The organism is Cryobacterium sp. MDB2-A-1 (genome assembly GCF_004402675.1).
Lineage (GTDB): Bacteria > Actinomycetota > Actinomycetes > Actinomycetales > Microbacteriaceae > Cryobacterium > Cryobacterium glucosi.
In genome coordinates this window covers 93,077-113,120 of sequence record NZ_SOFK01000022.1, presented here as the reverse complement: position 1 = coordinate 113,120, position 20,044 = coordinate 93,077, and the positions used below count along the sequence as shown (strand labels likewise).

General features: G+C 65.8%; 19 protein-coding genes. 3 read left to right on the top strand and 16 right to left on the bottom strand.

Features of this window, described 5'->3' with window-relative positions; genetic code table 11:
* Position 1: 1 nt before the first annotated feature.
* Complete coding sequence (locus E3O39_RS05485) at positions 2–478, bottom strand: universal stress protein (RefSeq protein WP_134446797.1); 477 nt, start codon at positions 476–478, stop codon at positions 2–4.
* Between the two features lie 157 nt (positions 479–635).
* On the opposite strand from E3O39_RS05485, the gene E3O39_RS05480 reads away from it, so the two are divergent.
* Positions 636–1,520 (top strand): hypothetical protein, encoded by an 885-nt coding sequence (locus E3O39_RS05480; RefSeq protein ID WP_134446795.1) that lies wholly within the window; start codon positions 636–638, stop codon positions 1,518–1,520.
* 14 nt (positions 1,521–1,534) lie between these two features.
* Here E3O39_RS05480 and E3O39_RS05475 read toward each other — a convergent pair whose 3' ends face one another.
* Positions 1,535–2,092 carry a MarR family winged helix-turn-helix transcriptional regulator gene (locus E3O39_RS05475; RefSeq protein WP_134446793.1) on the bottom strand — a complete coding sequence of 186 codons (558 nt, stop codon included), beginning with the start codon at positions 2,090–2,092 and terminating at the stop codon, positions 1,535–1,537.
* 84 nt (positions 2,093–2,176) lie between these two features.
* On the opposite strand from E3O39_RS05475, the gene E3O39_RS05470 reads away from it, so the two are divergent.
* On the top strand, positions 2,177–2,608 hold the full coding sequence (locus E3O39_RS05470) for an organic hydroperoxide resistance protein (RefSeq protein ID WP_134446791.1): 432 nt from the start codon (positions 2,177–2,179) through the stop codon (positions 2,606–2,608).
* Positions 2,609–2,736: 128 nt separating this feature from the next.
* Here the strand turns inward: E3O39_RS05470 and E3O39_RS05465 are convergent, their stop codons facing one another.
* Complete coding sequence (locus E3O39_RS05465; RefSeq protein WP_134446789.1) at positions 2,737–3,561, bottom strand: hypothetical protein; 825 nt, start codon at positions 3,559–3,561, stop codon at positions 2,737–2,739.
* 524 nt (positions 3,562–4,085) lie between these two features.
* Between E3O39_RS05465 and E3O39_RS05460 the strand changes: the two genes are divergently transcribed.
* Positions 4,086–4,943: a hypothetical protein gene (locus E3O39_RS05460; protein ID WP_134446787.1), complete on the top strand. Its 858-nt coding sequence runs from the start codon at positions 4,086–4,088 to the stop codon at positions 4,941–4,943.
* Between the two features lie 72 nt (positions 4,944–5,015).
* Here E3O39_RS05460 and nrdF read toward each other — a convergent pair whose 3' ends face one another.
* The 13 genes from nrdF to mmsA all read right to left on the bottom strand — a co-directional run bounded on the left by nrdF (position 5,016) and on the right by mmsA (position 19,942).
* Complete coding sequence (gene nrdF / locus E3O39_RS05455) at positions 5,016–5,990, bottom strand: class 1b ribonucleoside-diphosphate reductase subunit beta (protein ID WP_134446785.1); 975 nt, start codon at positions 5,988–5,990, stop codon at positions 5,016–5,018.
* A 101-nt stretch (positions 5,991–6,091) separates the two neighbouring features.
* On the bottom strand, positions 6,092–8,197 hold the full coding sequence (gene nrdE / locus E3O39_RS05450) for a class 1b ribonucleoside-diphosphate reductase subunit alpha (RefSeq protein ID WP_134446909.1): 2,106 nt from the start codon (positions 8,195–8,197) through the stop codon (positions 6,092–6,094).
* 32 nt (positions 8,198–8,229) lie between these two features.
* The gene (nrdI, locus tag E3O39_RS05445; protein WP_134446783.1) at positions 8,230–8,634 is read right to left on the bottom strand and encodes a class Ib ribonucleoside-diphosphate reductase assembly flavoprotein NrdI; all 405 of its coding nucleotides are present in this window, start codon (positions 8,632–8,634) and stop codon (positions 8,230–8,232) included.
* Between the two features lie 54 nt (positions 8,635–8,688).
* Positions 8,689–8,922 (bottom strand): glutaredoxin-like protein NrdH, encoded by a 234-nt coding sequence (gene nrdH, locus E3O39_RS05440; protein WP_134446781.1) that lies wholly within the window; start codon positions 8,920–8,922, stop codon positions 8,689–8,691.
* Positions 8,923–9,238: 316 nt separating this feature from the next.
* A complete protein-coding gene (locus tag E3O39_RS05435) occupies positions 9,239–9,697 on the bottom strand; it encodes a hypothetical protein (RefSeq protein ID WP_134446779.1) in 459 nt (152 codons plus the stop codon).
* Positions 9,698–9,732: 35 nt separating this feature from the next.
* Complete coding sequence (locus E3O39_RS05430) at positions 9,733–10,758, bottom strand: LacI family DNA-binding transcriptional regulator (protein WP_241984979.1); 1,026 nt, start codon at positions 10,756–10,758, stop codon at positions 9,733–9,735.
* Positions 10,759–10,863: 105 nt separating this feature from the next.
* The gene (yjfF, locus tag E3O39_RS05425) at positions 10,864–11,883 is read right to left on the bottom strand and encodes a galactofuranose ABC transporter, permease protein YjfF (RefSeq protein ID WP_134446775.1); all 1,020 of its coding nucleotides are present in this window, start codon (positions 11,881–11,883) and stop codon (positions 10,864–10,866) included.
* Positions 11,880–12,929: an ABC transporter permease gene (locus E3O39_RS05420; protein ID WP_134446774.1), complete on the bottom strand. Its 1,050-nt coding sequence runs from the start codon at positions 12,927–12,929 to the stop codon at positions 11,880–11,882. The genes yjfF and E3O39_RS05420 overlap by 4 nt, the downstream gene beginning before the upstream one ends.
* Positions 12,926–14,476 carry a sugar ABC transporter ATP-binding protein gene (locus E3O39_RS05415; RefSeq protein WP_134446773.1) on the bottom strand — a complete coding sequence of 517 codons (1,551 nt, stop codon included), beginning with the start codon at positions 14,474–14,476 and terminating at the stop codon, positions 12,926–12,928. Before E3O39_RS05415 ends, E3O39_RS05420 begins: the two co-directional genes overlap by 4 nt.
* Before the next feature lie 118 nt (positions 14,477–14,594).
* Entirely contained in the window at positions 14,595–15,581 is a 987-nt protein-coding gene (locus tag E3O39_RS05410; protein ID WP_134446772.1) for an ABC transporter substrate-binding protein, read from the bottom strand.
* 265 nt (positions 15,582–15,846) lie between these two features.
* On the bottom strand, positions 15,847–16,938 hold the full coding sequence (locus E3O39_RS05405) for a sugar-binding protein (RefSeq protein ID WP_134446770.1): 1,092 nt from the start codon (positions 16,936–16,938) through the stop codon (positions 15,847–15,849).
* 92 nt (positions 16,939–17,030) lie between these two features.
* Positions 17,031–18,356: a multiple monosaccharide ABC transporter permease gene (gene mmsB / locus E3O39_RS05400; RefSeq protein WP_134446768.1), complete on the bottom strand. Its 1,326-nt coding sequence runs from the start codon at positions 18,354–18,356 to the stop codon at positions 17,031–17,033.
* Positions 18,356–19,942 (bottom strand): multiple monosaccharide ABC transporter ATP-binding protein, encoded by a 1,587-nt coding sequence (gene mmsA / locus E3O39_RS05395; protein ID WP_277871731.1) that lies wholly within the window; start codon positions 19,940–19,942, stop codon positions 18,356–18,358. The genes mmsB and mmsA overlap by 1 nt, the downstream gene beginning before the upstream one ends.
* Positions 19,943–20,044: the final 102 nt, after the last annotated feature.

Sequence of the window (20,044 nt, the reverse complement as noted above, 5' to 3'; positions counted from 1 at the left end):
CTCAGGCCGGTACGCCGGGCCGCACCACGAGCACAGGGCAGTCCGCGTGTCGCACACACTGTTCACTGACCGACCCGAGCAGCATCCCGGCGAGGCCGCCGCGCCCGCGGGAGCCGACCACCAGCATCCGTGCGCCGCGGGAAACGCTGATCAGGCAGCTGAGCGGCGTCGCGTACGCCGCCCGGTACTCGACGGGCACTCCCGGATGCTGCGCCGCGATCGGCCCGGCATCGGCCTCGAGCTTCTCCCGTACCGCGCCGGCGTAGTCGGTGAGGGGCGAAACGTAGCCGAACTTCCAGTCGGCCGGGCGTGGAGCGGTGTCGATCGACCAGGCCCGGACGACGACGACGGATGCGCCGAGCGGCCCGGCGAGGTCGAGGGCGACCGCGAGCGCATGGTTCGCATAGTCGGAGCCGTCGTGCCCGACGACGATACTGCCGGTGGGAGCTGGAGACTGGTCTGCATCGATGCCTGACATGCTCCCACGCTACTCCCGGCAAAGGGGGCGCGACGGAAAACACCCCCGACCGCGAGAAAAACCGTCGCGGCCACCCCGCACCGTCAGCCCCGCGTCAGCCCTGGCGCTGGCACCTCTCCGGCCCCGATCGTTTGCCGGGCCCGGTTAGGGTGGAGTCATGCCTCTCCGCGCCTCCCAGCGACGAATCCTCATCGCCGTCGCGACGGTCGCCGCGATCGTGGCCGGCGGCTTCCTCGTGCGCTCGGTCGTCGTGCCGCGGACGGCGCCCTCCGATCCCGCCGTCTTCGACGCCGGCGCCCTGATCAGTGACTACAACTTCTTCAACCCCAATGCGATGACGACCGACGAGGTGCAGTCCTTCCTGGAAGGCCGGAACTGTGTGCGACGCGACGAGTCGCCGTGCCTCTGGGAGTACCGCGAGTCGACCGTGTCCGAACCCGCGCAGGGCCCCGGACACTGCGCTGCGTACGCGGGCGAGCCGAACGAGCGTGCGAGCACGATCATCGAGAAGGTCGCCGAGGCCTGCACGATCAGCCCGCGGGTTCTCCTCGTGCTGCTGCAGAAGGAACAGTCCCTGCTGACCCGGCCCAGCGCATCCGGCTACCTGCGGGCGACGGGCTACGGCTGCCCGGATACCGCCGACTGCGCCGCGGAGTACTTCGGCTTCTTCAACCAGGTCTACCGGGCCGCGTGGCAGTTCCGGCAGTACACCCAGGAGCCCGAACGCGCCTACAAGGTCGGCGCGGTCAGCGTCGCGTACAACCCAGACGCCGCGTGCGGCGCGGCTACGGTTCAGATCCGCAACCAGGCCACGGCGAACCTGTACAACTACACCCCGTACCAGCCGGATGCCGCGGCACTCGCCGACACGAACGGCGACGGCGGCGGATGCTCGACGCACGGAAACCTGAATTTCTGGCTGTTCTACAACACCTGGTTCGGATCCTCGCTGAGTGAACCGTACCCCTCCGTGTTCGCCTCCTGCCTCAATCTCGTCGGCGGGCAGCCGTGCCCCCGCACCGAGCTGATCCCGACGGCGTGAGCGGCGCCGGGAGGTCAATCCCCCGCAGCGGCAGCGCCGCGGGAACGCCGGAACGCCGACCGCTTCGGACGTGACCGCAGCTGCGCGCGCACGTCGCCGAGGATCTCGGTGACCGTCGCGAGTTCCTCCGGCCCGATGCGGTCGAAGAGCATCTCACGCACGAGCGTGACGTAACCCGGTCCGCCGGCGGCGAGTGCCGCTCGGCCCGCTGCGGTGATGTGCGCGATGACGGAACGTTCGTCGCCGGGTGACGGGCGTCGCTCCACGAGCCCGAGGGCCTCGAGCCGGGCGACCTGGTAAGTGAGCCCGCTGCGGGACACCGTCAGCGCGTCCGCGATGTCGGTCATCCGCAACCGCCCCTCTGGCGCCTCGAGGAGCCGGAGCAGGATCTCGAACTGGGCAAGGGTCAGGCCCACGGCATCCCGCAACTGGCGGTCTGCGGCGAACTGCACGATGTTCGCGGTCTCGACGATGGCCGCCCAGGCGCGCATCTCCGCGGGCGACACACTCGGGGCCGCGCCGATCCGCTCAGGATCGCCCGGATTCGCACCGCCCGATGGGGGAATACTCACGACTCGCTCCTAGTTGTTTCGAATACGAAGCACTTCCACAAGGGCCACCCCCAGTCTGCCCCGCCCACCACGAAAGAAGACACAATGAGCACCGCCGTCTACACCGCATCCGCCACTTCCTGGGGCGGACGAACGGGCAAGGTCGTCACGAGCGACAACAAGCTCGACCTCGACCTGTCCATTCCGGCCGAAATGGGCGGCGACGGCGGCGCGGGCACGAACCCCGAGCAGCTCTTCGCGAGCGGCTGGGCGGCGTGCTTCCACAACGCGCTCAAGGGCGTCGCCCGCCAGCGCAAGGTCAACGTCACCGACTCCGCCGTCTCGCTCGAGGTGCACCTCGTCGGCGGAATGGCCACCGGCTTCGACTTCGAGGTCACGATCGAGGCCCAGCTGCCCGGCGTCGACCCCGTCGTCGCCCAGGAGATGCTCGAGGCGGCCCACCAGGTCTGCCCGTACTCCCGCGCCACGCGCGGAAACATCCCGGTGACTCTCGTCGTCATCCCCGACGAGGACTGACCCCCGCCGCGCCCCCGCGCCCCGAGCGCATCGCCGAGCGCGGGTCTTCCGCCGTTGCGCGGTTGGTCGACCACCCGCGTGGCGGCGGAACGCCCGCGCTCGGTCCGGCGGGCGAGCGGATGCGCGCGTCAGCGCCGGTGGTGGATCCGAACCTTCGCCGGCGCCGGCGTGGGAGTCGGAGTCGGGGTGAGAGTGGCCGTCGGCGTCGGCGTCGGCGCAGGCGCCACGACCACGGGCGCCACGGGCGCCGTGGCACCGAGGCCGAGGAAGGTCGCGTCGAACGAGTTCAGGTCGACGAGGACGCCGTTCAGGTTGTGCTCGAACTTCTGCTGCACGCCGATCCGCGGATTCGCGGCGGTGTTCCAGCCGCCGTATGACACCGCAGCGGGCGCGCCCGTGTCGGCGAGCCAGCCGCTGTAGTTCACTGCACCGGCATTGGTGTCCCAGAGCGGCACGTCGGCGAAGGCGCCGCTGTTGTTCATGATGCTCGGCCACATCCCCGAACCGCTGTAGATCACCGGCCGCACACCCATCGCACGCACCCCGTCGACCATCGCGCGGGTGACCGGCGAGCTGCCGGTCTCGACGTCGAGGGCGAAGAACTGCAGTTGCGACTGGTACGGGCCGGCCGCGGCGATCCCGCCCTGCCAGCACGTCGCATCCCGGGTGTAGACGGCGATCTTGAGGCCGGCGTCGAGCGCCATCTTCAGCTGGGCCTGTGTGTGCTCCCAGGGGGCGCAGCTGCCCCACGCGGTCGAGTGCATCACGTAGAGACGGATACCCTCGTTGTACGCCTGTGTGAACCAGGCCGGGTCCGTGATGATGTTCGCGGAGTCGACGACCTTGACGGACGACGGCGTCGCCGCCTGGGCGGAAGAAACGTTCGTGGGGGCGATGAGGCCGAGTATAGCCAGCGAAAGCGCAAGCGCTGCCGCCAGGTGATTCTTGTTCATTTAAGGGGACTCCGAAGTACCAGATCGTGGTGCTGAACCCGGTAACTCCAGTGTCAAATCACTTCAGTGTCGCGCGTACGTCGCCGGAGCTGACTGTTCGTCAGACTCAACGGGTGGAACCAGGTAATGAGATATTCTGTCTATGGTGACACATCCTCACGTTGAGCACTAGTCCCCCAACGAGGGACACGCTGCGGCCGCCGACTCAGCCGAGAGCGTAATTCCTGCACCGCCGGGACCGGACCCGGTGTCGCCATCCACGGAGAGTCGCGCGCTTGGACCGGCCCCGGAAACGCCCGGTGAGAGCGGCAACCTGACCCTGGATGCCTGCCGGACGACGGCCGACATCGGGCGGGAAGTCCTGGCAGCACTCATCCGTCTCCCGGGCGGGGCACCCAGCAGACACGGAGGGTCTGGCCGACCCGGCTGCCTAGACTCGCCACGTGCTGCCGGCATCGGTTCGCCATCCGGGCCCGCCCTGGATTGCACCCACCGTCGGCCGCACGCAATCGAAAGGAATAACTGTGACCCAGAACAAGAACTCCTCGGCTACCGCCACCTCTCGAAAGAAGCGCCTCACGATCGGCGCCGCCTCCGTGCTCGCCGCGGGTGCCCTGCTCGGCACCGGCATGCAGGGAGCAACGGCCAGCCCGTTGGGCGGAACCGCCGAACCGGGCGCCCCGTCGACCCCGTCGGCATCCGCCCCCGCTACCCCGGGCGCCTCGTTCTTCAGCTCCGTCGCGCACGAGCTGCGCGGGGACCTCGCGCACGGACAGGACTTCGGCGAGAAGGCCCAGAAGGTCGCCGCGACGATCTCCGATCACGCCGAGCTCTTTGCGAGCCTGCCTGCGAATCTGCAGGCCGACCTGACCACCCTCACGCAGGCCTCGGACGGGGACCGCACCGCCGCCGCCGAATTCATCGCCACGTCGGCTCTCGCCGGGAACTATGGCGGGCAGGCGCAGGCGCTCGCCGTTGCGATCCAGGCCGACCCGGAGCATCCGCTGCGCGCCGCTCTGCACGCAGCGCTCGAGGGCAGCCTCGACGCCGGCACCCCCGGCGCCGGCGGCGACACCGCGACGGACACCACGGACGCGGGTCCCGCCGTCACCAAGCTCGCCCTGAGCCTTGTCGACAACCCCGCCCTGTTCGACAAGCTCCCGGTCGAGCTGCAGAGCGCCCTGACCGCGCTCAAGGCACTGCCGGCGGAGCAGCAGGATGCCGCTGCCCAGCAGATCGCCACCGACGCCGGGACCGGGACCTACGGCCCGGAGATCCAGAAGATCGCCGAGCACCTGGCACACGGCGCAGCGCAGGACACGGGGCACGACGCTTCGGGGCACGACGCTTCGGGCCACGCCGACGCCACGGCCGCCCACTAGCCGACCGGAACGAACGAGGAAGGCCGGGGGCGCAGTGCGCTCCCGGCCTTCCGCCGTCCTACCGGTCCAGGGCTAGAAGTCCCAGTCGGCGTCTTCCGTGTTGACGGCCTTGCCGATCACGTACGAGGAGCCCGACCCGGAGAAGAAGTCGTGGTTCTCGTCGGCGTTCGGCGAGAGCGCGGACAGGATCGCCGGGTTCACGTCGCACACCTCCTTGGGGAAGATGGCCTCGTAGCCGAGGTTCATCAGGGCCTTGTTGGCGTTGTAGTGCAGGAACTTCTTGACGTCCTCGGTCAGGCCGACGGTGTCGTAGAGGTCCTGGGTGTACTGCACCTCGTTCTCGTAGAGCTCGAAGACGAGGTTGAACGCGTAGTCCTTGATCTCGTCGCGACGCTCCTGCGTCGCCGCCTCGAGGCCCTTCTGGAACTTGTAGCCGATGTAGTAGCCGTGCACCGCTTCGTCACGGATGATCAGGCGGATGAGGTCGGCCGTGTTGGTCAGGCGGGCGCGGCTGGAGAACCACATCGGCAGGTAGAAGCCCGAGTAGAACAGGAACGACTCGAGCAGCACCGAGGCGACCTTGCGCTTGAGCGGGTCGTCGCCCTGGTAGTAGTCCATCACGATCGAGGCCTTGCGCTGCAGGTTGACGTTCTCCGTCGACCAGCGGAACGCCTCGTCGATGTCCTTGGTGTTGCTCAGGGTGGAGAAGATCGACGAGTAGCTCTTGGCGTGCACGGACTCCATGAACGCGATGTTCGTGTAGACGGCCTCTTCGTGCGGGGTGATCGAGTCGGGGATCAGCGAGACGGCGCCGACGGTGCCCTGGATCGTGTCGAGCAGGGTCAGGCCGGTGAACACGCGCAGGGTGAGCTGCTGCTCGACCGGGGTGAGCTGGTTCCAGGACTGCACGTCGTTCGACAGCGGGATCTTCTCCGGCAGCCAGAAGTTGTTGGTCAGCCGGTTCCAGACGTCGACGTCTTTCTCATCTTCGATCTTGTTCCAGTTGATCGCATCGACATGCGAGATGAGCTTGAGCTTGTCAATCATTTCGTGTTCCTTTTTCGGCCTGTCTCAGTCTTCGGCCGGTATCGGACGAGTCAGCGTGCACTGTGATTACAGCATCCACAGTAGATGAAGCGGTGCTGTGCTTAGAGCATGCACGAGACGCAGCCGTCGACCTCGGTCCCTTCGAGGGCCATCTGGCGGAGACGGATGTAGTAGATGGTCTTGATGCCCTTGCGCCACGCGTAGATCTGCGCCTTGTTGATGTCGCGGGTCGTCGCGGTGTCCTTGAAGAAGAGCGTGAGCGAGAGACCCTGGTCGACGTGCTGCGTTGCCGCGGCGTAGGTGTCGATGATCTTCTCCGCACCGATCTCGTAGGCGTCCTGGTAGAAGTCCAGGTTGTCGTTCGTCATGAACGGGGCCGGGTAGTAGACGCGGCCGAGCTTGCCTTCCTTGCGGATCTCGATTTTCGAGGCGATCGGGTGGATCGACGAGGTCGAGTTGTTGATGTAGGAGATCGACCCGGTCGGCGGCACGGCCTGCAGGTTCTGGTTGTAGATGCCGTGTTCGATGACGGATGCCTTCAGCTCGTCCCAGTCGGCCTGGGTCGGGATGCGCACCCCGGCCTTCTCGAACAGTTCGGCGCCGCGAGCGGTGGACGGGACCCACGACTGGTCGGTGTACTTGTCGAAGAACGCGCCGGAGGCATACGTCGAGTCCTCGAAGCCGGCGAACGCGTGGCCGCGTTCGATGGCGAGGGTGTTCGAGGCGCGGAGGGCGTGGAACAGCACCGTGTAGAAGTAGATGTTCGTGAAGTCGATCGCTTCTTCGCTGCCGTAGTACACCCGCTCGCGGGCGAGGTAGCCGTGCAGGTTCATCTGGCCGAGGCCGATCGCGTGCGACTTGTCGTTGCCGTCTTCGATCGAACGAACCGAGGCGATGTGGCTCTGCTCGGAGACCGAGTTGAGGCCACGGATCGCGGTTTCGACGGTCTTGCCGAAGTCCGGCGAGTCCATCGACAGGGCGATGTTCATCGACCCGAGGTTGCAGGAGATGTCCTTGCCGATGGTGTCGTAGGACAGGTCTTCGTTGTACGTGGTCGGTGTGTTGACCTGGAGGATCTCCGAGCACAGGTTCGACATGTTGATGCGGCCCTTGATCGGGTTCGCCGCGTTGACGGTGTCCTCGAACATGATGTACGGGTAGCCGGACTCGAACTGGATCTCCGCGAGGGTCTGGAAGAAGTCGCGCGCCTTCATCTTGGACTTCTTGATCCGCGGGTCGTCGACCATCTCGTGGTACTTCTCGCTCACGGAGATGTCGGCGAAGGGCACACCGTAGACGCGCTCGACGTCGTAGGGCGAGAACAGGTACATGTCCTCGTCCTTCTTGGCGAGCTCGAAGGTGATGTCGGGGATGACGACGCCGAGCGACAGGGTCTTGATCCGCACCTTCTCGTCGGCGTTCTCACGCTTGGTGTCGAGGAAGCGCATGATGTCGGGGTGGTGCGCGTGCAGGTACACGGCGCCGGCACCCTGGCGGGCACCGAGCTGGTTCGCGTAGCTGAAGGAGTCTTCGAGGAGCTTCATCACGGGGATGATGCCGCTCGACTGGTTCTCGATCTGCTTGATCGGGGCGCCGGACTCACGGATGTTGCTGAGCAGCAGCGCGACGCCGCCGCCGCGCTTGGAGAGCTGGAGCGAGGAGTTGATGCCGCGGGCGATCGACTCCATGTTGTCTTCGATGCGGAGCAGGAAGCAGGAGACGAGTTCGCCGCGCTGCGCCTTGCCCGAGTTCAGGAACGTCGGCGTTGCGGGCTGGAAACGGCCGGCGATGATCTCCTCGACGAGGCCGGTCGCGAGCTTCTCGTCGCCCTGGGCGAGGCCGAGTGCGGTCATGACGACGCGGTCTTCGAAACGCTCGAGGTACCGGTTGCCGTCGAAGGTCTTGAGCGTGTACGACGTGTAGTACTTGAACGCACCGAGGAAGGTCTGGAAGCGGAACTTCTTCGAGTACGCGAGGTCGTTGAGCCTCGTGATGAATTCGAAGGAGTACTGGTCGAGCACGGCCTGCTCGTAGTATTCCTTCTCGACCAGGTAGTCGAGGCGTTCCCGGAGGGAGTGGAAGAACACCGTGTTCTGGTTGACGTGCTGCAGGAAGAACTCCCGGGCCGCCTCCCTGTCCTTATCGAACTGGATTTCCCCGTTCGGCCCATAGAGGTTGAGCATGGCATTGAGGGAGTGATAGTCCATCGCCAGCGCGACCTGCGCGTGCGGGGCTACTTTCACGGCTGTTGCTTCCAAAATGATTCCAATCCGTCGTGAACGATGCGCACATCATCCGGAGTTCCCAATACTTCAAATCGATACATATGCGGCACGTTGCACTTGGCCGCGATGATGTCCCCCGCGATGCAGAATGCCGTGCCGAAGTTCATGTTGCCCGCGCCGATCACGCCGCGGATGAGCGAACGGTTGTGCTCGTCGTTCAGGAAGCGGATGACCTGCTTCGGCACAGCTCCCCTGGCCTCGCCGCCGCCATAGGTCGGCACGACGAGCACATAGGGCTCCGTCGCCCGGAGCGGCTCGTCGCGCGCGTACAACGGGATGCGTGCGGCAGGCCGGCCGAGTTTCTCCACGAACCTCTGGGTATTCCCCGAGGTGCTGGAGAAATAGACGATCTCAGCCATTGGATGCCGGCCTCACTCTCGAACCGCGTGCTTCAGTCCCGTAGCGCAGACCGCTCAGGCGAGACGTGCGGCGAGTTCGTTGATCTTGTCCGGGCGGAAGCCGGACCAGTGGTCCTCGTCGGTGATGACGACGGGCGCCTGCAGGTAGCCGAGTGCCTTGACGGCCTCGAGGGCGTTCTCGTCGACGGAGAGGTCGAGCACTTCGTACTCGATGCCCTTGTTGTCGAGGGCCCGGTAGGTGGCTGTGCACTGCACGCAGGAGGGCTTGGTGTAAACCGTGATTGCCATGTGGAAGGCCTTTCTCGTGGTTCAGAAGAGTAGTGGTTCAGAAGTGAGTGCGCCAGTACGACTGTGCAAGTGCGATGCGGCCCTGCGAAACGCGGGATGTCACGGGTGTTGCGGCGTTGCTGTGCTGGAGATCAATACTACATGTAGTGCCTCCCAATGGGAATGGCCACTACATGCGGTAATTACAATTATGTAGTTATCCACCGACATTCGTGATGTTGTCAACAGGCTGGCGCATTCGGAGGCCCGCTTTCCCGCGGAAATCGCCGGGTTATCCACATCCTGCAGAATCAGCATTCGCGCCTCTGTGGATAACTCACCGCGGGCGTGTCGCCACTCGCGGCACCTCGTGTTCGATCAGAAACTCGTGGAACCGCCGGGGAGACTCGACCAGGCTCCAGTCCCAGCGCATGAAGCTGTCTGAGCGGTCCCGAAGCGCGTCCTCACGCGTCTTCTCCTTCACGACGACCTCAGCCGAATCGCGTCCCGCCAGGATTCGCCCCCTGGTGTATTTCTGATGCCCGTCGAATTCGCCGATCTTCCGCACGGCACGCCAGTAGAAGTCGACCCAGTAGTCGTGCCCACGGACGTTCGGAAAACACACTTGCAACTCGGGCACGACAAAGCCCAGCTCGAACAAGCGCACCCGGCTGAGCGACTCTCCCCCATTGGCCGAGAGCGGATTGGCGAAGTCGATCGCCACCTCGGCCTGCCGATAGCCGCGCCGCGGATTCACGAGCGCCAGTTCGGTGAGCCGAGACGAAACCACCGCCACGAACGGATGCGCGGGCGTGTCGCCGCCGGGAGCGGCTAGGCGCGCGGGGCGGACGACTCGCGGACGACGAGTTCAGGGACCGAGCTCGGCAGGTCGGGCGCCTCCTCGTCCTCGAGCACGGCGAGGAGGGTGCTCAGGATGTTGCGGCCGAGTTCGTCGAAGTCCTGGCGCATGGTCGTCAGTGTCGGGGAGAAGAACGCGGCCTCGGGGATATCGTCGAACCCGATGACGCTCACGCGGTCCGGCACGGCGAGTCCGTTGCGGACGAGGGCGTGGATGAGTCCGAGTGCCATCTGGTCGTTGCCGGCGAACACGGCCGTGAAGTCGCCATAGGCGCCGGATTCGATCAGGTCCATGCCGAGGCGGAACCCGCTCGCAGGCGACCAGTCGCCGATCAGCGGTTCCCTCGCGATGAGGCCGCGGTCGCCCAGTTCGTCACGCCAGCCCCTGGCTCGTTCGATGGCGTCGACGGAGTCGGCCGGTCCGGCGAGGTGCACGATATTGGTGTGGCCGAGTTCGGCGAGGTGCGTGACGGCGATCCGCGCACCGCGGTAGTTGTCGACGCCGACCCGGTGGAATCCGCCGCGGCCGCTCGACTCCACCGCGATGAGGGGCACCCCGAGTTCGATGCCCCTGACGGCCTCGAGGGCGCTGCGGTGCGCCGCGATCAGCACGATCGCCTCGACGTTCTGCCGCAGGAGGAGCTCAACGGCGGAACGCAACGACTCCGGGTCCGACTCGAGCATGCTCGCCATGCTCACCGCGTACCGGGCGTCCCTCGCCGCCTCGTTGAACCGCAGGACGGTGCTCGAGGGTCCGTAGTCCGGTCCTCCTGTTGTGATCAGGCCGATCGTCCGGGAGCGGCGGGTGACGAGGGCGCGCGCAGCGGGTGACGGCCGGTAGCGGAGCTGCTTGATCGCGTTCTCGACACGTTCCCGTGTCGCGGGGCGCACATTGGGAAGGTCGTTGAGCACCCGGGAGACCGTCTGGTGCGAGACGCCGGCCAGCCGCGCGACGTCGAAGATGTTGGCGACGCGCGCCTTCTCATCGTCCTTGCTCACCAGGCTCATTGGCTCCCACCGATGCGTGTTCAACGCATCGTCTCTCTGTCCCCTTATTCTGGCTCACGCGCGGGTGCCGTGGCCGACACGCTCTCGCCGGACGCGTTATCGACGGCGTGCCGTCAGGACCTTCTGAAGGACGATGAAGACGAGGAGGAGCCCGCCGATGAAGATCCGGGTCCACCACGAGCTGAGGGTGCCTTCGAAGGTGATGATCGTCTGGATCGTGCCGAGCACGAGCACGCCGAGCACAGAGCCGAGCACGAAGCCGTACCCACCCGTGAGCAGGGTCCCGCCGATCACGACCGCGGCGATCGCGTCGAGTTCGGTGCCGACCGCCGTGAGGCTGTATCCCGAAAGCGTATAGAAGGTGAAGAGCACCCCGGCAAGGCCGGAGCAGAATCCGCTGATCACGTAGACGAGCACCTTGGTCCTGGCCACCGGCAGTCCCATCAGCATGCCCGACTGTTCCCCGCCGCCGATCGCGTAGACGGTGCGGCCCAGCCGGGAGTAGTGCAGCACGAGGAACGCGACCAGGACCACAAGAAGGGCGATCACGACGCTCGCCGTGATGCTCATGCGACCGCCGAACGAGATCCTGGTCTGCGCGAGGCTGACGAAGACCGGGTCGGTGATCGAGATCGAGTCCTTGCTGATCACGTAGCAGAGTCCCCTGGCGAGGAACATCGCGGCGAGGGTCGCGATGAACGGCTGGATCTTGAAGATGTGGATCATGAGTCCGACCAGGAGTCCGAGCACCGATGTCAGCACGAGGATGAGCGGGATCACGACCGAGGCAGACCAGCCGGACTGGAGCAGGCTCGCGGCGATCATGGTCGACAGGGCGAGGACGGCCCCGACCGACAGGTCGATGCCCCCGGTCAGGATCACGAACGTCATCCCGACCGCCAGCACGATCAGGTAGGCGTTGTCGACGAACAGGTTGAGGATCACGGGCCCGGAAACGAAGCCACGATAGCGGCTGCCACCGATCGCGAAGATGGCGATGAGCAGCACGAGGGTCACGAGGACGGGGCCGTACTTCGGGCTCGTGAACGCGGACGAGACCCGGCCGAGCAGTCGGCGGCCCGCGTCGACGGGCGCGGAGGAGGTGTCGATGCTCATGAGACGGACGCCCTTTCGGCGGTTCGGGTGCCCGGACGTCCCCGGCCGAGTGACCGGCGCCAGCGGCCGAACGTGGCGTTCGTCGTTGGCGACTGCAGCAGGCAGACGGCCGTCACGACCGCGGCCTTGAAGACCATCGTCGCGATGGGTGGGATGCCGACCGTGTACACCGTTGTGACGAGGGTCTGGATGACGAGGGCGCCGACGAGGGTGCCGAGGAGTGAGTACCGGCCGCCTGCGAGAGAGGTTCCTCCGATCACCACCGCGAGGATCGCATCCAGTTCGATGAAGAGGCCGGTGTTGTTGGCATCGGCCGCCGTCTGGTTCGAGGTCAGGATGAGGCCGGCGATGGCGGCCGCGAATGCCGAGAAGGTGTACACGGTGATCAAGAGGCCCCGCGACCGGACGCCGGCCTGCCTGCTCGCCTCCGGATTGATTCCGACCGATTCGATCAGGAGCCCGAGGGCCGTGCGCCGGGTGAGCAGGGCGGCTGCGGCAAAGATGACGGCCGCGATGACGACGGAAACCGGGATGCCGAGGACGAATCCGGACCCGATGACCTTGAAGGGAGGACTGTTCACGGTGAGGATCTGGCCCTCCGTGATAAGCATCGCCGCGCCGCGCCCGGCGGTCATCAGGATCAGCGTCGCGATGATGGGCTGGATCCCGAGCACGGCGACCAGGAACCCGTTCCACAGGCCGAGGACGAGGGCGATCAGGAGCGCGGCGATCACGGCGACCGCGACCGTGCCGATGCTGCCCGGTTCCGGGGAACCGAGGATGATCGAGCAGGCCACGGCACCGGCGATCGCGCACACGGCGCCCACGGAGAGGTCGATGCCACGCGTCGCGATGACGAGAGTCATTCCGACCGCGATGATGAGGGTCGGCGCGCCGTTGCGGGCGATGTCCACGAGGCTGCCGAAAAGGTGCCCGTTCTTGACCTCGAGGCCGAAGAAGCCGGGGAAGGCGACGAGGTTGATGGTGAACAGGACGAGCAGCATCACCACCGGCCAGAACAACCGGCTCGAGAACATCCGGTTCATCGTTCCACCGCCGTCAGTTCGCCGTCGGCGATGATGGCCAGGAGGCTGTCAACGGTCAGGTCGTCATTGACGATGTCGGCGACGAGCCTGCGGTCCCTCATGATCGCGATCCTGCTGCTGAGGCGCAGCACCTCCTCGAGTTCCGCCGAGATGAACAGCACCGACATCCCGTTTTCGGCGAGGTTGACCACGAGTTTCTGGATCTCGGCCTTCGCGCCCACATCGATGCCCCTTGTCGGTTCATCGAGGATCAGCAGCCGCGGCGCGACGGCGAGCCACCTGGCCAGCAACACCTTCTGCTGGTTGCCTCCGGAGAGGTTCCTGACGATGGCGTCTGGGTTGGCCGGCCGGATGTTCAGGGCCTGGATGTAGCTGACCGCGAGCTCGTCGCGGCGCTTCCGAGAGATCGGATGGAACCAGCCGCGGTCAGCCTGCAGCGCGAGCACGATGTTGTCCCGCACGGTGAGGTCCTCGACGATGCCCTCGGCGCGGCGGTTCTCCGAGGAGTAGGCGACTCCCCGCGCGAGGGCCGAACGAGGAGTTCGGAACCGGTGCGGCGTGCCGTCGATCACCAGTTCCCCGGAGTCCGGTCGGTCGATGCCGGAGAGGATCCTGGCGAGCTCGGTGCGCCCGGAGCCCAGGAGACCGGCGAGCCCGACGACCTCGCCGGTGTAGACCCGGAGGTCGACCGGCGCGATGGACCCCTTGCGCCCGAGCGCCGTCGCGGCCAGAAGGGGCACTTCGTCGTCTTCCCCGCCTCCCGGCTCGACGATCCGCCGCTCGAGGGCGTCGAGGATCGCGAGTTCCTTGCCGATCATCTTCTGCACGAGGTCGAGGCGCAGGATCTCTGCCGTGCGGTATTCGCCGACGAGTTTGCCGTTCCGAAGTACCGTGAGGCGGTCCGAGATCTCATAGACCTGGTCGAGGAAGTGGGAGACGAAGAGGATCGCGACGCCCTCGGCCTTGAGCTCGCGGATCACCCGGAAGAGTTCGGCGACTTCGTCGGCGTCGAGGCTCGACGTCGGCTCGTCGAGGATCAGGACCTTCGCGTTGACGTCGATGGCCCTGGCGATCGCGACGAGCTGCTGGACAGCGAGCGAGTGCGAACCGAGCAGTGAACCGGGATCGATGTCGAGGTGCAGGCCGCGGAGGAGTTCCACAGCCCGACGCCGGGTGGCCCGCCAATCGATGCCGCCGAACCGGCGGGGTTCCCGACCGAGCATGATGTTCTCAGCGACGCTCAGGTTTCCGAGCAGGTTCACCTCCTGATAGACGGTGCTGATCCCGGCATTCTGGGCCTGGGCGGGGCCCGCGAACGAGACCCGGTTGCCGGCGAGCAGGATCTCGCCACTGTCGGCCGGGCCGCTGTCGATCGCATAGACACCGGTCAGCGCCTTGATCAGGGTCGACTTGCCTGCACCGTTCTCCCCGAGCAGCGAGTGCACCTCGCCGGGGAACATCCGGAAGTTCACCCCGTCGAGGGCCTTGACGCCGGGGAAGGAGATCGAGATGTTCGTCATCTCGACGACGGGGGCCTGTGCGTTCATTCACGTTCTCTCTTCATCGTCGTGCGAGCGGATGCCGGCTCCCGGCGGCAGGGACCGGCCGGCCGGATGGCCTGCCGATTCGAGCCGCCGGAGACCGGCGAAGCGGTACCGGATCCGCTCAGTACTGACGGGTGGGAAGTGCGGCAGTCGCCTGCTCCTGGGTGAAGGTCGTCTCCTCCGTCAGGATGCGCTTCTCGACGCTCTCCCCCGCGACGACCTTCTTGACGATGTCGACCAGCTGCTTGCCGAGAAGCGGAGAGCACTCGACGATGAAGTTGATCTTGCCGTCGGAGAGCGCCTGCATGCCGTCCTTCACCGCGTCGATGGTGACGATCTTGATGTCCTTCCCCGGCACCTTGCCCGCCGCTTCGACGGCCTCGATCGCGCCGAGGCCCATGTCGTCGTTGTGGGCGAAGATCAGGGTGGCGTCCGGGTTGGACTTCAGGAGCGCCTCGGTGACCTGCTTTCCGCCCGCCCTCGTGAAGTCGCCGGTCTGCGATGCGACGATCTGGAACTTCGGATCGGCCTTGATGACGTCCGCGAAGCCCTCCGCACGGTCGATGGCGGGAGCCGCGCCCGTCGTGCCCTCGAGCTGGATGATCTTGACCGGATCGGTCTGGTTCTTGTACTCGTCGACGACCCACTGGCCGGCCTTCTCGCCTTCCTTGATGAAGTCGGAACCGAGGAAGCTCACGTAGAGGCTGTCGTCCTTCGAGTCGACGGCACGGTCCGTGAGGACGACCGGAATCCCGGCGTCCTTTGCTTCCTTCAGGACCGCGTCCCAGCCGGTCTCTACGACGGGAGAGAACGCGATGACGTCGACGCCCTGGGTGATGTACGAGCGGATGGCCTTGATCTGGTTCTCCTGCTTCTGTTGCGCATCCGAGAACTTGAGCTGCATTCCGGACGCGGCGAACGCATCCTGGATGTCCTTCGTGTTCGCGGTCCGCCAGCCGCTCTCCGCGCCGACCTGGGCGAAGCCGACGACGATGTCGCCCGGCGCCTTCGCAGCGCCCGTCGAGCTGGTGTCTGCGGCAGTGGAACATCCCGTGAGGGCCAGGAGAAAGGCGCCGACGGCGACCGCTCCGATCATCTTCCTGATCATGTGACTAAACCTCCTTGTTTAGCGTCCCGGCGGAACATTCTGCTGCGTGTCTCGGTGCCGGGCGACCAGGTCGTTCTGGTCGATGTCGAAATGTTAGCGCTCACAAGCGCGCGTTCACAAGCCCTCCCGATATCTTTTCTATCTCCTGTGAAGCGGGGATCCCCGGCATCCGTTCGGCGATTGTGAACGCTCATAACCGAGGCCCCTCATGCAAGCGGAGCCGACCCCTGGCCGGGGCCGGCTCCGCCGGATGATGCGATATCTGTTACTTGGTGAGCGGCGAGAGCTTGGGATCGTTCGCGTAGGCCTCTGCCGCGTTGGCCTTCGTCACGATGACCGGAGGCAACAGGTAGGCGGGAACGATCTTGACGCCGTTGTCGTACGACTTGGTGTCGTTCACGTCGACGGCCTCGCCCTTCTGCAACGCCTGCGCCATCTTGATGGCCTGGGCGACGAGCAGGCGGGTGTCCTTGTTGATCGTGGAGTACTGCTCACCGGCCATGATCGACTTGACCGACTCCACCTCGGAGTCCTGGCCGGTCACGATCGGGATGGGCTTGCCTGCTGCCTTCACCGAGGTGATGATCGCCCGCGCCAGGGTGTCGTTCGGGGAGAGCACGCCATCGAGGGCCTTGTCCCCGTAGGTGCTGGTCAGGAGCGAGTCCATCCGGCTCTGCGCGTTCTCGGCCTTCCAGCCGGCGGTCGCCGTCTGCTTGATGTCGGTCTGGCCGGAGGCGACGACGAGGGTGCCGTCGTCGATCTTCGGCTGGAGGATGCTCATCGCGCCGTTGAAGAAGACCGCGGAGTTGGCATCGTCGGAGGAACCGGAGAAGAGCTCGATGTTGTACGGCCCGGCTGCCTTCCGGGAAGCGAGCCCATCGAGGAGGGCCTGGCCCTGGAGCTCACCGACCTTGAAGTTGTCGTACGCCACGTAGTAGTCCACGTCCGGCGTGTTGAGGATCAGCCGGTCGTAGGCGATGACCGTCGCACCCGCGTCCTTCGCCGCCTTCACCTGGGTGCCGAGCTGGCCGCCGTCTGCCGCGCCGATGATGATGACCTTGGCGCCGTTGGTGACCATCGCCGAGATCTGGTCCTGCTGGTCTTTGACCGTCGTCGAGGCGCCGGCGTACTGCACGTCGCCCTTGAACCCGGCCGTCTTGAGGCCGTCTTCGAAGAGGCCTCCGGCGAGGACCCAGTTCTCAGAGGTCTTCGAGGGAAGCGCGACGCCGATCACCGAGTCCGCCGGGAATCCGGCGGCCGCTGTGGAACCGCCCGTGGTGTCGGTGCGGGTGGAACACCCGGAGAGTGCCATCATGGCTACGGCGGCGAGCGCTGTAGTCGCAAGGAGTTTTCGCATGTTCGATCGCTTTCTACTCAATGTGGTGGAGCAGGGATTGTGCTGTGCAGGGTGTGGAGCGAGATCGGGAGAGGTCATGCGGATGCCGCGGATCAGGAGGGCATGCTCGCCGGCGGTCTGGCCGTGTCCGGCGTCCCGGAGTCGGGGACGACCATCGGCGCTTCGTCCGGAGCCGGGGTGGTCTTCCGGTTCCGGGTCATGAACCCGAGGATCGACGGCCGGCCCTGTTTCTTGTTCCAGACATCCACCCCCACGGCGAGGAGAAGCACGAGACCCTTGATGATCTGCACCCGGTCGCTTCCGACACCGAGGAGCTGGAGCCCGTTGTTGAGCACGGCCATCACGAGACCGCCGATGATGGAGCCCGTGACCGTGCCGATTCCGCCGGAGACCGCCGCACCGCCGATGAAGACGGCGGCGATGGCGTCGAGCTCCCAGCTCAGCCCGTCCTGCGGTCCGGAAGCGACCGAGCGGGCGACGAAGATCATGCCGGCGAGGGCGGCCAGGATCGACATGTTCATCATCACGAGGAAGTTGATCCGGCGGGACTTGACGCCGGAGAGTTCGGCGGCGAGCTTGTTTCCGCCGACCGCGTAGACGTGACGGCCGAAGATCGTGTTCCGGGTGACGAACGAGTACACGAGCACGAGCACCCCGAGGATGATCCCGGAGACCGGGAAGCTCGTTCCGGTGCGGCCGCCCGCGAAGAGGAAGGACGCGTAGACGACGACCGCATTGAGCAGCACGACCTTGACGACGCTCGCCCAGAGCGGGGACGGCGTCGAACCCATGATCCGCTGCACGCGGCGCGCCCGGATCTCCCGCCAGATCACGGCGATCACAATGATGAGCCCGAGCATGAGGGTGAGGTTGTTGTACCCGGTGTACGGCCCCACCTCCGGAAGATACCCGGAGCCGATGGTGGTGAAGCCAGGGGGGACGGGCACCGTGTTCGCGTTGCCGATCAGCTGGTTGCCGCCGCGGAAGATGAGCATGCCGGCGAGGGTGACGATGAAGGCCGGCACTCCGACGAAGGCGACCCACCAACCCTGCCACGCCCCGATCAGCATGCCCACGAAGAGGCCGAAGAGGATGGCGAGAGGCCAGGGCAGGTTCCAGTCCTTCATCGAGGTTGCGACGACGATGCCCACGAACGCGGCGACGGACCCGACGGACAGGTCGATGTGCCCGGCGATGATCACGATCACCATCCCGATGGCGAGGATCAGGATGTACGAGTACTGGCTGACGAGGTTGATCAGGTTGCCTGAGGACAGGGTCAGGCCGTTGGTGAGGTACTGGAAGAGCAGGATGATCGCGATCAGGCTGAAGAGGATGCCGAACTGACGCAGGTTTCCCCCGCCGAACAGCTTCCGCGCGCTGCGCGCCTCGCTCGTGGTCGTGGTCTCGGTAGTCATCAGCTGCGAACCTTCTTTCTGGCGCTCGTCATGCTCTTCATCAGGGTCTCCGGGTCGGCCTCCGCCGCGGGGATGCAGTCCGTGATCGCACCCTCGAAGACCGTGTAGATGCGGTCGGCGAGCCCCAGGAGCTCAGGGAGTTCCGAGGAGATCAGGATGACGCCCTTCCCCTGCGCCGCGAGGTTCTGGATGATGCCGTAGATCTCGTACTTGGCGCCGACGTCGATGCCCCGGGTGGGTTCGTCGAGGATGAGCAGGTCGGGGTCCGTGAACATCCACTTGGCGAGGACGACCTTCTGCTGGTTGCCGCCGGAGAGCTTGCTGACCCCGGAATCGACCGTCGGCGTCTTGATCCGGAGGCTCGTGCGGTAGCCCTCCGCGATCGAGTACTCCTTGCCGTCGTTGACGACGGGACCGGCCGAGATCTTGGAGAGCTTCGCGGACACGATCGAACGCTTCACGTCGTCGAGCAGGTTGAGGCCGAGCGCCTTGCGGTCTTCACTCACATAGGCGAGTCCGTGGTCGATGGCCTCTGCCACGTTCCTCAGTTCGATCTCCTTGCCGTCCTTGAACATCCGTCCGGAGAGGAAGGTGCCGTAGGACCGGCCGAAAATGCTCATCGCGAGTTCGGTGCGGCCGGCTCCCATGAGCCCGGCGATGCCGACGATCTCCCCGCGCCGCACGGTGAGGCTCGAGTTCTTGACCACCATCCGCTCCATGACCTGCGGATGCTGCACGTTCCAGTCCCTGACCTCGAAGAACACCTCTCCGATCCTCGGGACATGGTCGGGGAAGCGGCTCTCGAGGCTCCTGCCGACCATGCCGCGGATGATGCGGTCCTCGTTGACCCCGTCCCGCACCACGTCGAGGGTCTCGATCGTCTTCCCGTCACGGATGATCGTGATGGAGTCGGCGACCTGTTCGATCTCGTTGAGCTTGTGGGAGATCATGATCGACGTGATCCCCTTGCCTTTGAGACCCCGGATCAGGTCGAGCAGGTGCTGCGAGTCCGCTTCGTTGAGCGCCGCGGTCGGCTCGTCGAGGATCAGGAGCTTGACCGATTTACTGAGCGCCTTGGCGATCTCCACGAGTTGCTGCTTGCCGACGCCGATGTTCTTGATCAGGGTGTCCGGATCTTCGCGGAGCCCGACCCGTGCGAGCAGTTCGAGGGCGGTCTTCTTGGCCGTGATCCAGTCGATCGCGCCCCACCGGGTCGGCTCGTTGCCGAGGAAGATGTTCTCGGTGATGGACAGCTCGGGGATCAGCGCGAGTTCCTGGTGGATGATCGCGATCCCGGCTTCCTCGCTCGAGCGGATGTCCCGGAAATGCACGGTCCTGCCCTGGTAGACGATGTCGCCGTCATAGGTCCCGTACGGGTACACCCCGGAGAGCACTTTCATGAGGGTGGATTTGCCTGCGCCGTTCTCACCGCAGATGGCGTGGATCTCCCCGGCCTTCACGGTGAGGGACACGTCGGACAGGGCCTTGACCCCGGGGAACTCCTTCGTGATCGATCGCATTTCCAGAATGACCGGCCCGTCCGCGCGGACGGGCTCGTCGTTCATGACGTGCTGGGTGGACATCATTGTGCTCCTTGCGCCAGATGCCACAGATAGTAACCGGCAGTGGCCGCGAGCAACAGGCTCCCTGCTGCCGCGACGTGTCACGCTTGGGTAACGGCTGGTCGG

Excerpts from the sequence above, each read along its gene's own strand:
- mmsB (WP_134446768.1), bottom strand. The coding sequence starts at position 18,356 with ATGACTACCGAGACCACGACCACGAGCGAGGCGCGCAGCGCGCGGAAG.
- E3O39_RS05410 (WP_134446772.1), bottom strand. The coding sequence starts at position 15,581 with ATGATCAGGAAGATGATCGGAGCGGTCGCCGTCGGCGCCTTTCTCCTG.
- E3O39_RS05480 (WP_134446795.1), top strand. The coding sequence starts at position 636 with ATGCCTCTCCGCGCCTCCCAGCGACGAATCCTCATCGCCGTCGCGACG.
- yjfF (WP_134446775.1), bottom strand. The coding sequence starts at position 11,883 with ATGAGCATCGACACCTCCTCCGCGCCCGTCGACGCGGGCCGCCGACTG.
- E3O39_RS05415 (WP_134446773.1), bottom strand. The coding sequence starts at position 14,476 with ATGAACGCACAGGCCCCCGTCGTCGAGATGACGAACATCTCGATCTCC.
- E3O39_RS05485 (WP_134446797.1), bottom strand. The coding sequence starts at position 478 with ATGTCAGGCATCGATGCAGACCAGTCTCCAGCTCCCACCGGCAGTATC.
- mmsA (WP_277871731.1), bottom strand. The coding sequence starts at position 19,942 with ATGATGTCCACCCAGCACGTCATGAACGACGAGCCCGTCCGCGCGGAC.
- E3O39_RS05470 (WP_134446791.1), top strand. The coding sequence starts at position 2,177 with ATGAGCACCGCCGTCTACACCGCATCCGCCACTTCCTGGGGCGGACGA.
- nrdF (WP_134446785.1), bottom strand. The coding sequence starts at position 5,990 with ATGATTGACAAGCTCAAGCTCATCTCGCATGTCGATGCGATCAACTGG.
- nrdE (WP_134446909.1), bottom strand. The coding sequence starts at position 8,197 with ATGGACTATCACTCCCTCAATGCCATGCTCAACCTCTATGGGCCGAAC.
- E3O39_RS05465 (WP_134446789.1), bottom strand. The coding sequence starts at position 3,561 with ATGAACAAGAATCACCTGGCGGCAGCGCTTGCGCTTTCGCTGGCTATA.
- nrdH (WP_134446781.1), bottom strand. The coding sequence starts at position 8,922 with ATGGCAATCACGGTTTACACCAAGCCCTCCTGCGTGCAGTGCACAGCC.
- E3O39_RS05420 (WP_134446774.1), bottom strand. The coding sequence starts at position 12,929 with ATGAACCGGATGTTCTCGAGCCGGTTGTTCTGGCCGGTGGTGATGCTG.
- nrdI (WP_134446783.1), bottom strand. The coding sequence starts at position 8,634 with ATGGCTGAGATCGTCTATTTCTCCAGCACCTCGGGGAATACCCAGAGG.
- E3O39_RS05405 (WP_134446770.1), bottom strand. The coding sequence starts at position 16,938 with ATGCGAAAACTCCTTGCGACTACAGCGCTCGCCGCCGTAGCCATGATG.